Annotated in this window: 11 protein-coding genes; 2 read left to right on the top strand and 9 right to left on the bottom strand. The window is 57.9% G+C overall.

Going from position 1 to position 13,313, the window contains the following annotated elements:
• Positions 1-24: 24 nt before the first annotated feature.
• Positions 25-690 carry a PAQR family membrane homeostasis protein TrhA gene (gene trhA, locus FJW00_RS16670; protein WP_140029505.1) on the bottom strand — a complete coding sequence of 222 codons (666 nt, stop codon included), beginning with the start codon at positions 688-690 and terminating at the stop codon, positions 25-27.
• Positions 691-858: 168 nt separating this feature from the next.
• Between trhA and FJW00_RS16665 the strand changes: the two genes are divergently transcribed.
• Positions 859-1,578, top strand: a complete 720-nt coding sequence (locus tag FJW00_RS16665) for a MurR/RpiR family transcriptional regulator (protein WP_140924990.1) — start codon at positions 859-861, stop codon at positions 1,576-1,578.
• Positions 1,579-1,693: 115 nt separating this feature from the next.
• Positions 1,694-3,133, top strand: coding sequence for a 6-phospho-beta-glucosidase (locus FJW00_RS16660; RefSeq protein ID WP_058958029.1), 1,440 nt, complete (start codon positions 1,694-1,696; stop codon positions 3,131-3,133).
• 30 nt (positions 3,134-3,163) lie between these two features.
• Here the strand turns inward: FJW00_RS16660 and FJW00_RS16655 are convergent, their stop codons facing one another.
• From FJW00_RS16655 to FJW00_RS16620, 8 genes are all read right to left on the bottom strand, one after another.
• Positions 3,164-3,907 (bottom strand): SDR family oxidoreductase, encoded by a 744-nt coding sequence (locus tag FJW00_RS16655; protein WP_140924988.1) that lies wholly within the window; start codon positions 3,905-3,907, stop codon positions 3,164-3,166.
• A gap of 63 nt (positions 3,908-3,970) precedes the next feature.
• The gene (gene gcvP / locus FJW00_RS16650) at positions 3,971-6,844 is read right to left on the bottom strand and encodes an aminomethyl-transferring glycine dehydrogenase (protein ID WP_140924986.1); all 2,874 of its coding nucleotides are present in this window, start codon (positions 6,842-6,844) and stop codon (positions 3,971-3,973) included.
• A 79-nt stretch (positions 6,845-6,923) separates the two neighbouring features.
• Complete coding sequence (gene gcvH / locus FJW00_RS16645; protein WP_009087090.1) at positions 6,924-7,310, bottom strand: glycine cleavage system protein GcvH; 387 nt, start codon at positions 7,308-7,310, stop codon at positions 6,924-6,926.
• A gap of 23 nt (positions 7,311-7,333) precedes the next feature.
• Complete coding sequence (gene gcvT, locus FJW00_RS16640) at positions 7,334-8,431, bottom strand: glycine cleavage system aminomethyltransferase GcvT (protein WP_140924984.1); 1,098 nt, start codon at positions 8,429-8,431, stop codon at positions 7,334-7,336.
• Positions 8,432-8,863: 432 nt separating this feature from the next.
• The gene (gene ubiI, locus FJW00_RS16635) at positions 8,864-10,066 is read right to left on the bottom strand and encodes an FAD-dependent 2-octaprenylphenol hydroxylase (protein WP_058958034.1); all 1,203 of its coding nucleotides are present in this window, start codon (positions 10,064-10,066) and stop codon (positions 8,864-8,866) included.
• Between the two features lie 13 nt (positions 10,067-10,079).
• Positions 10,080-11,258 carry a 2-octaprenyl-6-methoxyphenyl hydroxylase gene (gene ubiH, locus FJW00_RS16630; RefSeq protein ID WP_140924982.1) on the bottom strand — a complete coding sequence of 393 codons (1,179 nt, stop codon included), beginning with the start codon at positions 11,256-11,258 and terminating at the stop codon, positions 10,080-10,082.
• On the bottom strand, positions 11,255-12,577 hold the full coding sequence (gene pepP, locus FJW00_RS16625; RefSeq protein WP_084690459.1) for a Xaa-Pro aminopeptidase: 1,323 nt from the start codon (positions 12,575-12,577) through the stop codon (positions 11,255-11,257). Before pepP ends, ubiH begins: the two co-directional genes overlap by 4 nt.
• Positions 12,578-12,631: 54 nt before the next feature.
• Positions 12,632-13,210: a YecA/YgfB family protein gene (locus tag FJW00_RS16620; RefSeq protein WP_009087101.1), complete on the bottom strand. Its 579-nt coding sequence runs from the start codon at positions 13,208-13,210 to the stop codon at positions 12,632-12,634.
• Positions 13,211-13,313: the final 103 nt, after the last annotated feature.

The raw sequence follows: 13,313 nt of genomic DNA, 5'->3' as shown, positions 1-13,313 counted from the left end.
CGTCAGGGCCACATTCGCGAAGCGTCAGCGTACATAGAAGTAGATGGCGCAGAAATGACAGAGTGAGCCGCCCAGCACGAATCCATGCCAGATGGCATGATTGTAGGGAATGCGGCGTGCCACATAGAAAATCACCCCCAGCGAGTAGATTATCCCGCCTGCTGCCAGCAGCCAGATACAGGCTGGCGGCATAATCATGGCCAGCTGATAAACCACGATCAGCGACAGCCACCCCATACAGAGATAGGTCACCAGCGACAGCACTTTAAAGCGATGGGCAATGGTAAGCTTAAACAGAATACCGGCCAGCGCCAGCCCCCAGATTACCGCCATTAATCCATACGCCAGCGGCGTCCTGAGTCCCACCAGCAGAAACGGCGTGTAGGTTCCGGCGATAAGCAGATAGATCGCGCAGTGGTCGAACGTTTTCAGCCAGGGCCGGACCGGGCCATCGGGAATGGCGTGATAGAGCGTCGAAGCCAGAAACAGCAGGATCATACTGCCGCCATAAAGGCTGTAGCTGACAAAGGTCAGAGTATCCGCCTGGCGTTCGATGGCCTGATGAAGCATCAGCACCAGGCCAGCGATGCCTGACAGACAGCCCAGACCATGACTGATACTGTTGGCAATTTCTTCGCCGAACCAGTCGTCCGCTGCGGGTCGTGGTTTGTGAGAAAGTGTGGGGGTCATAAGTGTGTCCTGAACAGCGTAATCGCAGTGATAATATTCTCCAGCCGGGTTGATAACGATTTCAGTGTACACCTGTACGCTAAAATTATCTTATGAAATTCTGTAACCGTTAAACCGGCTGCTGAATCTGATAAACTGACCCCAGGTCAACCGTTCAACGAGTCATCCATGTTTTCGCACCGCGATCTCGCCCGTCTTAACGATCTGGAAATGCAGGTCTATCAGTTCATCATTAAACATCGTGAAGGCGTCAGTTATATGACCATCCGCGAACTGGCTGAGCAGGCGGGAGTCTCCACGACCACCGTGCTGCGCTTCTGCCGTAAGATGCACTGTGAAGGCTGGTCAGAATTTCGCATTCGTCTGCGCTTAGCCGAACAGCAGCATACGCCTCAGCTGAATACCGCCGGGGTGAGCGAGATGCTGAGTTTCTTTAACAGCATTAACAATCCGGCGTTTGAACAGCTCATCGATCAGGCCGCACAGAAAATTGCTCAGGCTGAGCAGGTTTTCTTTATTGGCGTCGGCACATCAGGCAGCCTGGCGAAATATGGCGCCCGCTTTTTCTCTAACCTCGGTAAATTCAGCCACGCAATTGATGATCCCTATTATCCGATCAGTCCCGATCTCTATCAGAACGCGATTGCGATTATTTTATCCGTCTCCGGTGAAACCGAAGAGATCCTGCGTATTGCCAGCCAGTTCAGCCTGAACAAGTGCAGAATCATTGCGATAACGAATACTGAGAGCAGTTCGCTGGCGAAAATCGGCGATTTTACCCTCTGCTACCATGTGCCGATTATTCGTCTGGCTGACAATACAGACATTACGACACAGGTTCCGGTAACCTATATTATTGAGGCGATCGGCCGCCAGCTGCGAAAATAAAACAGCCTGTTTTTCACAGGTAACAAACGCCATTTTTCGCGCGATGTTATATCGTGACTTTCATTATTGCCTTGCTACACTCATCGCAATTTCTTTATCCGGAACGGAGTGAAACATGAGTGCAGAATTGCAGTTACCCAAAGACTTTCTCTGGGGTGGCGCGGTGGCAGCGCATCAGGTTGAAGGCGGCTGGGATCAGGGCGGCAAAGGAGTCAGCATTGCAGACGTGCTGACCGGCGGCTCACATGGTGTTGATCGGGTCATCACCGATGGCGTGCAGCCCGGCCATTTCTATCCGAACCATCAGGGCGTGGAGTTCTACTCTCACTATAAAGAGGATGTCGCGCTGTTTGCCGAGATGGGCTTCAGATGTTTCCGCACCTCCATTGCCTGGACCCGCATCTTCCCGAACGGGGATGAGCAGCAGCCCAACGAAGCGGGCCTGCAATTCTATGACGATCTGTTTGATGAACTGCTGAAGTATGGCATTGAACCCGTCATCACCCTCTCTCACTTCGAAATGCCGTATCACCTGGTTAAAGAGTATGGCGGCTGGCATAACCGCAAAGTGGTCGACTTCTTTGTGCGCTTCAGTGAAGTGGTGCTGAAGCGCTATAAAAACAAAGTGAAATACTGGATGACCTTTAACGAGATCAACAACCAGCGCAACTGGCGCTATCCGCTGTTCGGATACTGCTGCTCAGGGGTGATCTTCACTGAACATGAGAAGCCTGAAGAGGCGATGTATCAGGTGATGCACCATCAGTTTGTTGCCAGCGCAAAAGTGGTGAAACTCGGACACGACATCAATCCGGACTTTCAGATTGGCTGCATGATCGCCATGGTGCCGGTCTACCCGTTCTCCTGCCATCCGGATGATGTGGCCCTGGCGCAGGAAGCGATGCATCAGCGCTATGTGTTCAGTGATGTGCAGATGCGCGGATACTATCCGGCCTATACCCTGAAAGAGTGGGCGCGCAAAGGGTATGACATTCAGATGGACGCTGACGATGCCGAAACGCTGCGTCAGGGCTGCGCAGACTACGTTGGCTTCAGCTACTACATGAGCAACGCCGTGAAGACCGATGCCAGCGGCGTTGACGATCCGATTACCGGCTTTGAAGGCGTAGTGAAAAACCCGCATGTGAAAGCCTCCGACTGGGGCTGGCAGATCGATCCGGTTGGCCTGCGCTATGCCCTGAACGACCTTTATGAACGTTATCAGAAGCCGCTGTTTATTGTGGAAAATGGCTTTGGCGCGATCGATAAGCCGGGTGCCGACGGGATGATTAACGATGATTACCGCATCGACTATCTGCGCGCGCACATCGAAGAGATGAAGAAAGCCGTCAGCTATGATGGCGTCGAGTTAATGGGCTACACCCCGTGGGGCTGCCTGGACTGCGTCTCGTTCACCACCGGACAGTACGACAAGCGTTACGGCTTTATTCATGTGAATAAAAACGATGATGGCAGCGGCGACTTTTCCCGTGCGAAGAAGAAGAGCTTTGGCTGGTATCAGCAGGTTATCGCCAGCAACGGCGAAAACCTCTGACGCGCCCCGCCGCCGCGGCGGCGAAACGCCTCAGCGCCCACCGGCAGCGTCAATGATGCTGCCGGTCACGTATGAGGCCGCTTCACTGGCCAGCCAGACGATCGCTTCCGCAACCTCCTCCGCTTCTCCGCCTCGTCCCATCGGAATCGCACTGGCAAGCCGGTCTACTCTGCCCGGCTCGCCGCCGTCGGCATGCATCTCTGTATAGATGAAGCCCGGCCGGACACCGTTTACCCGGATGCCCTGTTGCGCCACTTCCAGCGACAATCCTCTGGTCAGGGTATCCATCGCCCCTTTTGAGGCGGCGTAATCGACATATTCGCCCGGTGCACCAGTGCGGGACGCCGCCGATGAAACGTTCACGATCGCCCCGCCCTGGCCGCCATGATGGGTACCCATCCGCTTAACCGCCTCCCGGCAGCAGAGAAAGGTGCCGATAACATTGGTGGCAAACACCTTTTGCAGACGCGCCGCATCCAGCTGTTCGGTGCGGCACTGCTGAAACAGAATACCGGCGTTGTTCACCAGCAGCGCCAGCGGTTCCGCCTGCTGATCGAGCTGCGCAAACATCGCCTTCACCGCCTCTTCATCCGCAATATCAGCCTGAATCGCAAAGGCTTCCCCGCCCTGCTGCCGGATTTGGCTGACCACCTCCTGCGCTTCTGCCTCGCGCTGGCGATAGTTCACCGCGACCCGATAACCGCGAGCGGCCAGCAGCCGCGACGTTGCCCGGCCGATGCCGCGGCTGCCTCCCGTAACCAGTGCCAGTTTCATACTGTTTCTCCATAAAAAAGGGCCGGAAACCGGCCCCTGGGGATGAGATTCTGCCGCCGCGATTTACTGATAGTCGCTGATCGGTACGCAGGAGCAGAACAGATTGCGGTCGCCAAAGACATCGTCAAGACGCTTCACCGTCGGCCAGTACTTGTTGTGGCTGCCCGCCGGGAAGACCGCCAGTTCACGGCTGTAAGGGTGAGACCACTCACCGACAATTTCCAGCTGGGTGTGCGGTGCATTTACCAGCGGATTGTCGTCCAGCGGCCATTCCCCGGCCGCCACCCGGTCAATCTCGATGCGGATCGCCAGCATCGCATCAATAAAGCGATCCAGTTCGATTTTGCTCTCCGACTCGGTTGGCTCCACCATCAGGGTGCCCGCGACCGGGAAGGACATGGTCGGCGCGTGGAAGCCGTAATCGATCAGGCGCTTGGCAATATCCAGCTCGCTGATGCCGGTCTGCTCTTTCAGCGGACGAATGTCGAGAATACATTCATGCGCCACGCGGCCGTCGCGGCCGGTATAGAGCACCGGATAGGCGGACTGCAGGCGGCTGGCGATGTAGTTAGCATTCAGGATAGCGACCGAGCTGGCCTGTTTCAGCCCCTCGGCTCCCATCATACGAATGTACATCCAGCTGATAGGCAGGATGGAGGCGCTGCCAAACGGTGCAGCGGAGACCGCGCCCTGCTGCGTCAGCACACCGTCGATCTGCACCACGCTGTGACCCGGTACAAACGGAGCCAGATGCGCCTTGACGCCAATCGGTCCCATACCCGGGCCGCCACCGCCGTGCGGAATGCAGAAGGTTTTGTGCAGATTGAGATGCGACACATCCGCGCCGATATATCCCGGCGTGGTGATGCCGACCTGCGCATTCATGTTTGCGCCATCCAGGTAGACCTGACCGCCATACTGATGAACAATCTGGCACACTTCGCGGATGGTCTCTTCATAGACACCATGGGTAGAGGGATAAGTCACCATGATGCAGGAGAGTTTATCACCTGCCTGAGCGGCTTTTTCGCGCAGGTCACCCAGATCGATGTTGCCCTGTTTATCACAGGCCACCACCACCACATCCATACCCGCCATCTGAGCAGAGGCCGGGTTAGTGCCGTGGGCCGAGCTGGGGATCAGGCAGAGATGGCGATCCCCCTCGCCGCGACTTTCATGATAGCGGCGGATCGCCAGCAGTCCGGCGTACTCCCCCTGCGCCCCGGAGTTGGGCTGCATACAGAGCGCATCATAGCCGGTGAGTTGCACCAGCCACTGTGAAAGCTGACCGATCATCTGCAGATAACCAGCGGCCTGTTCAGCCGGGCAGAAAGGATGCAGCTCAGCAAACTCCGGCCAGGTGATCGGGATCATCTCCGCCGCGGCATTGAGCTTCATCGTGCAGGAGCCGAGCGGGATCATTGCCTGGTTCAGCGCCAGATCTTTTTTCTCCAGGCTGTGCATGTAGCGCATCATCTCAGTTTCGCTGTGATGACGGTTGAAGACCGGATGAGTCAGAATGTCGCTCTGGCGCAGCAGGCCGGCTGGAATAGCGTGGCCTTCGCTGGCGACTTCGCTGTCGAGTTTGTCCAGGCCCGGACGCTGATCGTCACCCAGCAGAATAGCGAACAGCGTCAGAATATCTTCGCGGCAGGTGGTTTCATCCAGCGTGATGCCGACCGCGTTGTGAATATCGCTGCGCAGGTTAACGCCAAAGCTCAGGGCGCGGTTCAGCACGGCGGCTTTATCCGCCACCTCAACCGTCAGCGTGTCGAACCAGTGCTGATGGCGCAGCGTCAGGCCACCCTGCTGCAGGCCGGCTGCCAGAATCGTGGTGAAGCGGTGAATGCGTGAGGCGATACGTTTAAGGCCGGCCGGGCCGTGGAACACCGCGTAGAGACCGGCAATGTTGGCCAGCAGCACCTGTGAAGTACAGATGTTGGAGTTGGCCTTTTCGCGGCGGATATGCTGCTCGCGGGTCTGCATCGCCATGCGCAGCGCCGTGTTGCCTGCAGCATCGCGCGAGACACCAATGATGCGGCCCGGCATAGAGCGTTTATGCTCGTCACGGCTGGCGAAGAACGCCGCGTGAGGCCCGCCGTAACCCATAGGCACGCCGAAGCGCTGAGCCGAACCAAACACGATGTCCGCGCCCTGCTTACCTGGCGCTTCCAGCAGGACTAACGACATAAAGTCGGCGGCCACGCTGACGACCACTTTGCGCGCTTTGAGTGCGGCAATCAGTGCGCGGTAGTCGTGCGCTTCACCGGTGGTGCCCACCTGTTGCAGCAGCACGCCAAACAGATCGTCATGCTCAGGCGCTTTCTCTGCACGATCGATAATCAGTTCAAAGCCGAACGTTTCTGCACGGGTTCGCACCACATCCAGCGTCTGCGGATGAATATCATCGGCAATGAAAAATTTATTCGCGTTTTTGAGCTTGCTGACGCGTTTTGCCATCGCCATCGCTTCGGCGGCGGCGGTCGCTTCATCCAGCAGTGAGGCGGAGGCGATATCCATGCCGGTGAGATCCAGCGTCAGCTGCTGGAAGTTCAGCAGTGCTTCCAGACGGCCCTGCGACACCTCAGGCTGATAAGGGGTGTAAGCGGTGTACCAGCCGGGATTCTCCAGCATGTTACGCAGGATCACCGGCGGGGTGATCACCGCACTGTATCCCATGCCGATCCAGGATTTGTAACGCAGATTCTGGCTGGCGATGGCTTTCAGTTCCGCCAGCGCCTGCTGTTCAGTGGCGGCTTCGCCTACCGCAGGCGGGCCTGGCAGTTGAATGTCGGCAGGCACAATGGTGCCGATTAACGCGTCCAGCGAACGGGCACCAATCGCGTCAAGCATCTGCGCCTGCTGCTCAGGTGAAGGACCGATATGGCGCTCAATAAAGGCACCGTTGTGTTCAAGCTGGCTGAGAGTCTGAGTCATTAGCAGTAAATCCTGAATCGGGCTGGGGAACCGGGGATCAAACAGAAGTCAGCGGCCTCTGCAGGAGGCCGCCTGACGATTACTCGTCGATGGAGGCTTTATAGGCATCCGCATCCAGCAGCGAGTCAAGTTCGGACGCGTCGCTGGCTTTCATTTTGAATAACCAGCCGCCTGCATAAGGCTCGCTGTTAACCTGCTCCGGTGAGTCGGTCAGCGCGTCGTTGACCGCCACAATTTCACCGCTGAGGGGCGCATAAATATCTGAAGCCGCTTTAACGGATTCCGCTACCGCACACTCTTCACCGGCTGCGAACGTCGCGCCCACTTCCGGCAAATCGACAAACACCATGTCGCCCAGTAGCTCCTGCGCATGTTCGGTAATGCCCACGGTGTAGCTGCCATCCTCTTCTTTGCGCACCCATTCGTGGCTGTCGCGGTATTTCAACGTATTCGGCACATTGCTCATTGGCCATTTCTCCTGAATAAAATTTACTGAGCGACCGGCTTACCGGCGCGGACAAAAATGGGACGGGTGACCTGTACCGGCATCTGGCGGTTACGGATCTCGACGATGGCGGCGCTGCCGACGGAAGCGGGGACGCGCGCCAGGGCGATGCTGCAACCCAGGGTCGGTGAGAAAGAACCGCTGGTAATGATCCCTTCCTGCTGCTGGCCCTGCTCATCCGTGAAACGCACCGGCTGCCCGTGACGCAGCACCCCTTTTTCCGTCATGATCAGTCCCACCAGCTTTTCCGTTCCGCGTTCACGCTGTAGCTCCAGGGCTTCCCGGCCGATGAAATCGCGGTCTGCTGGCTCCCAGCAGACGGTCCAGCCCATATTGGCGGCCAGCGGTGAGACACCTTCATCCATCTCCTGACCATAGAGGTTCATCCCCGCTTCCAGACGCAGGGTGTCGCGCGCGCCCAGTCCGGCCGGTTTCACCCCTGCAGCCAGCAGGCGCTGCCAGAACCCCGCCGCCTCGCCTGCGGGCAGCGCAATCTCATATCCCGCTTCACCGGTGTAACCCGTTGTAGCGATAAACAGATCGCCCGCCTGTACGCCGAAAAAGGGCTTCATGCCTGCGACGGCCTGACGCTGCTCTTCGCTGAACAGCGTCTGCGCTTTCTGCTGTGCCTGTGGACCCTGCACGGCAATCAGCGCCAGATCATCGCGTTCGGTCAGCGTAATGCCGTAGTTCTGCGCGTGCTGCGCTATCCAGGCGAGATCTTTCTCACGGGTCGCGGAGTTCACGACCAGCCGGAAGAACGTCTCGCTCATAAAGTAAACAATTAAATCGTCAATGACGCCACCCGAGGCATTGAGCATCCCGGTGTAGAGCGCCTTGCCGGGCTGGGTCAGTTTTGCCACATCGTTCGCCAGCAGGTAGCGCAGAAACTCGCGGGTACGGGGACCGGTCAGATCGACAATGGTCATGTGGGAGACATCAAACATGCCGGCGTCACTGCGCACGACATGATGTTCATCCATCTGGGAGCCGTAGTGCAAAGGCATCATCCAGCCATGAAAGTCCACCATGCGGGCACCGCAGGCCTGATGCTGTTCAAACAGAGGTGTTTGCTGAGTCATAACCATCCTGTGCAGAAGCGAATGAGTACAAAAGCGCGCCGTCATACTGTGCCGACGCAAACGTTCTCCTGAGGCTGACGTTACCACCGAATCTGGCGATTAACCATAAGCAAATCGGGGTCGAAAGCAGAGGCACAGACTAACCAGGAATTGGAGGCAACAGGATAATAAACTGCATTTTTGTGATTAATCGCGCAATAAATGCAGGCTATTTAAATATACGCAGCAAATTTATGCGGCACGACGTCCGGGTTGTTAAAAAGATCCCGCCTTCAGCGCGCTTCCGGATAAAAAAAAGTAATGCGAAATCTCACGCAAAATTAGAATAAATCAAACGAGGAACCCTGCTGGTGCAGCGTTGCCTTTTTGTGGTGCAGAGGGGTTTGAGAGATAAAAAAAGCCAGCAGAAGCTGGCTTAGCAGAGCGGCAGATTCAGCGAAGCCAGGCGGGCAAATCGGTCAGGCCCATCGCCTGTTTCAGCATCATCGGTTTGACGCCCGGTAAACGGTCCGCCAGCTTCAGACCGACATCACGCAGCAGTTTTTTCGCCGGGTTGTTGCCCGCAAACATTTCGCGGAAGCCCTGCATGCCCGCCAGCATCATGGCGGCGCTGTGTTTACGGCTGCGCTCATAGCGGCGCAGATAGAGGTGCTGACCGATATCTTTGCCCTGCTGATGGAGACGCCGGATCTCACCGATCAGCTCTGCGGCGTCCATGAAGCCCAGGTTAACCCCCTGTCCTGCCAGCGGATGGATGGTGTGAGCCGCATCCCCGACCAGCGCCAGACGGTGCGCCGCGAAGTTGCGGGCGTAGCGCGCCACCAGCGGAAACGTTTTGCGCTCGCTTTCCAGCTGGCAGAGGCCGAGGCGCATATCAAACGCCACGGAGAGCTGCTGGTTGAACAGCGCGTCCGGCATGGTTTCCAGGCGGCTGGCTTCCTGAGGCGACAGCGACCAGACGATAGAGCTGAGGTGTGGGTCCTGCATCGGCAGGAACGCCAGTATGCCGTCGCCGTGGAACACCTGACGCGCCACCGCGTCATGAGGTTGTTCGGTGCGAACGTTAGCCACCAACGCGTGGTGGTCGTAATCCCAGAAGGTCAGTGGAATATCCGCTTTGTTGCGCAGCCAGGAGTTTGCGCCATCAGCAGCAATCATTAAGCGCGCGCTTAGCATGCTGCCATCCTGCAGCGTGATAAAGGCTTCGTTGTCACCAAATGCCACCTGCTGCAACTGCGAAGGCGCCATCAGCGTGACGTCACTGCAGGTGCTGGCGCGTTGCCAGAGCGCGCTCTGGATCACCGGATTTTCGATGATGTGGCCAAGATGCGACAGGCCCTGCTGCTCATCATCAAACGCGATGGCTCCAAAACTGTCCTTCTCCCACACTTCCATACCGTGATAGGGGCTGGCGCGCAGGGAAAGGATTGTCGACCAGACATCCAGCTTCTGCAGCAGACGCTCACTGGCGGCATTAATTGCCGAAACACGGACGGAGGGTGACGCGCTCAGCGCCAGGGGCGGCTCCGGCGATTTTTCCAGTACGGCGATGCGCAGTCCACTGCCCTGCAAGCCGCAGGCGACAGCCAGCCCCACCATTCCGCCACCGGCAATCACCACATCAAAAGTTTGCATCTGAGCCTCTTTATTAACGCTTAACCCAGCCAAGCGTGCGCTCAGCCAGTTGATTTCGTAGCCACGGCAGATGGTCCATCGCCAGCAGGCCCAGGTTACGTCCTGCCACCAGCGGGGCGTAACGATTGGCAAAGACGCGAACCAGCCCGTCTGTGATGCCAATGGTGGCGGCACGGTCGGACTGCCGGCGTTGCTGATAGTGATTCAGAACCGCATAGCTGCCGGGGTCCTGCTGTTGCCGATGGGCAGCGGCCAGCGTTTCCGCCAGCGACATCACGCCACGCAGGCCCAGGTTAAAGCCCTGCCCGGCAATCGGATGCAGCGTCTGTGCCGCATTGCCTACCACCGCCACGCGATGCGTTACCGTCTGCACCGCCTGGTGCAGCGCCAGCGGGTAGCATTCGCGCTGACCGGTGTGGGTGAATTTCCCCAGCCGCCAGCCAAAGGCGCGCTGCAACTCGCTGAGGAATTCAGCATCACTCCACTGTACTATTTTTTCGCGCTGTGACGCCGGATGGCACCAGACCAGCGACAGACGGTTCCCGGACATCGGCAACAGCGCCAGCGGGCCATGCTCGGTGAAACGTTCAAACGCCCGGCCCTGATGAGGCAGCGCGGTGGAAACGTTGGCGATAACCGCCAGCTGCTGATACGCCTCAGTCTGCCACTGGATGCCACAGGATGCCGCCAGTGCAGAGCGTGTACCATCTGCCGCCACCAGCACTTTTCCGCTGAGTTGCTCGCCGTTGTCCAGCGTCACCTCAACCTGCTCTTCGCTGCGGGTTGCCTGGGTCACGCGAGCCGGACAGCGCAACGTCACGCCCGGCGCTTTTTTCAGTTCAGCAAACAGTCGCTGACCGACGTCAAACAGTTCGACAACCTGCCCCAGCGCCGGAATCTCATAGTCAGCCGCCGCCATCGAGACAAAGCCTGCGTGGCCGCGGTCGGAGACATGGATATCAGTAATCGGCGTGGCACAGCTGGCGATGCGCTGCCAGAGGTTAATCGCCGCCAGCTGCTGGCAGGTACCGGCTGAGAGCGCAATCGCCCGGCCATCAAAGCCGGGGTGCGCCCGGCTGGCAGGCTCGCTGCGCTCGATTAGCGTCACCGGCAGTTTGCCCTGAGTGAGATGGGAGATCGCCAGCGCCAGCGTCGCCCCGGTCATGCCGCCACCGGCAATCAGAATCGTCATGCCTGTTTAGCCGCCGCCATCAGCGCCTCAATCTCATCGGCCTCTTTCACGACGCTGTCGGTGAGATTTTCAATGCCCTCTTCGGTGATCACAATGTCATCTTCGATACGGATACCGATGCCGCGATACGCCACAGGAACATCCGCATCCGGCGCGATGTAGAGGCCCGGTTCAACCGTTAACACCATGCCCGGTTCCAGTATCCGGTCGCGGCTCGGCGTGCCGTAGTGGCCAACATCGTGAACATCCAGCCCCAGCCAGTGGCCCAGACCATGCATGTAGAACTGACGATGCGCCTCTTCGGCAATCAGCGTATCGACGTCACCGTCGAGAATGCCCAGCTCAACCAGACCGGTGATCATAATGCGTACGACTTCATCGTTGACTTCGCGAATGCTGATGCCAGGCCGGAACATCTCCAGCGCCCGGTTCAGTGAAGCCAGAACGATGTCATAAATCGCGCGCTGCGCCGGGCTGAATTTGCCGTTAACCGGGAAGGTGCGGGTGATATCCCCGGCATAGCCGTGGAACTCGCAGCCGGCATCGATCAGCACCAGATCGCCGTCACGCATTTCACTTTCATTTTCGGTGTAGTGCAGAATGCAGCCGTTTTCTCCGGCACCGACAATGGTGTTGTAGGCCGGGAAGCGCGCGCCATGACGGGCAAATTCGTGATGAATCTCTCCCTCCAGCTGATACTCAAACATGCCTGGCTGGCAGGCCAGCATGGCACGGGTATGGGCCAGGGCACTGATCTTCCCGGCGCGGCGCATCAGCTCGATTTCATCCGCATCCTTGAACAGGCGCATCTCATGCACCCAGGGACGCCAGTCGGTCAGGGTGGCAGGCGCGCTGAGGTTCTGGCGGAACCCACGACGCAGTTTTTCCAGAGCGCTGAACACCAGGGCATCGGCATGGCTGTAGTCACCCTGTGCGTGGTAGATCACATCCAGGCCGTTGAGCAGCAGGTGCAGCTGTTCGCCAATGTCGTCCCAGGGCAAGGCGCGATCCACGCCCAGTTTCGCGGGAGCCGCCTCCTGACCCAGCCGACGGCCAGACCAGATCTCTGCCGTGAGGTCACGCACGCGGTTAAACAGCACGCTGTGGTTGTGATTCTCATCGCTTTTGATCAGGACCAGCAGCGCCTGTGGCTCGTTAAAACCGGTGAAATAGCTGAAATCGCTGCTCTGACGAAACGGATACTCGGTGTCATTACTGCGCGTCACTTCAGGCGCAGCAAAAATTAACGCGGCGCTGCCTGGCGCCATCTTCGCTAACAGCGCCTGACGGCGCTGCAGGAATCGTTCCAGTGAAATCATCTCTGCACTCCCTGTAAACTGACCGGTTAAACTCGTTGACCTGAAATGCCTGACTTAATGCAGCGTCGGCTTTTGCACTTCTGGCGCAGTGGGCTGTGGGCGGGTAAAGGTGTCATGACACAGCAGGGCTGCCACGCGCACATACTCAATCACCTCTTCCAGCGACTGCTCCAGCTCCTCCTGGTCTTCATCCTCTTCATAACCGAGCTGAGCGATGGTGCGCAGGTCATCAATGGCTTCGCCGGTTTCCCCGGTGACCTTATCCAGTTTAGGCTGTGTTACGCCCAGGCCGAGCAGAAAATGGTTCACCCAGCCCGCCAGCGCATCGGCACGGTCAAAGACGGTGATGTCATCATCAGCGGGCAGCAGCAGCTGAAACAGAAAGCCTTCATCTTCCAGCGTGGTCGCCGTGTGCGCGTGCAGTTCTGTCAGTGGCACTGCGAGAGAGTGAGAAAACGCCATGCCTTCGTTAGCCAGATCGTGGACCAGCGTCTTCCAGCTGGTGTCCTGGTTACCGCCGCAGAGGATCCCACTCAGCAGGCCGTGCATTTCTGCGGGCGTCATTCCAACACCCTGCTGTGAGAGCACCGCCGCAAGCGCGTTGTAATCGGGGGTTGCGTTCTGTAAGGACATAAGTTTTCATCGTCGTTGGCAGAATAAGTTCGTGTTATGCTACCACTAGCTGCCTCAAGGTTTCCAGAAAAGGGGTTGTATCTTATTTCGTGGGTCTATATAG

The sequence above is a fragment of the Pantoea anthophila genome (assembly GCF_006494375.1).
GTDB classification, from domain to species: Bacteria; Pseudomonadota; Gammaproteobacteria; order Enterobacterales; family Enterobacteriaceae; genus Pantoea; species Pantoea anthophila.
This window is presented reverse-complemented; position numbering and strand designations above follow the sequence as displayed.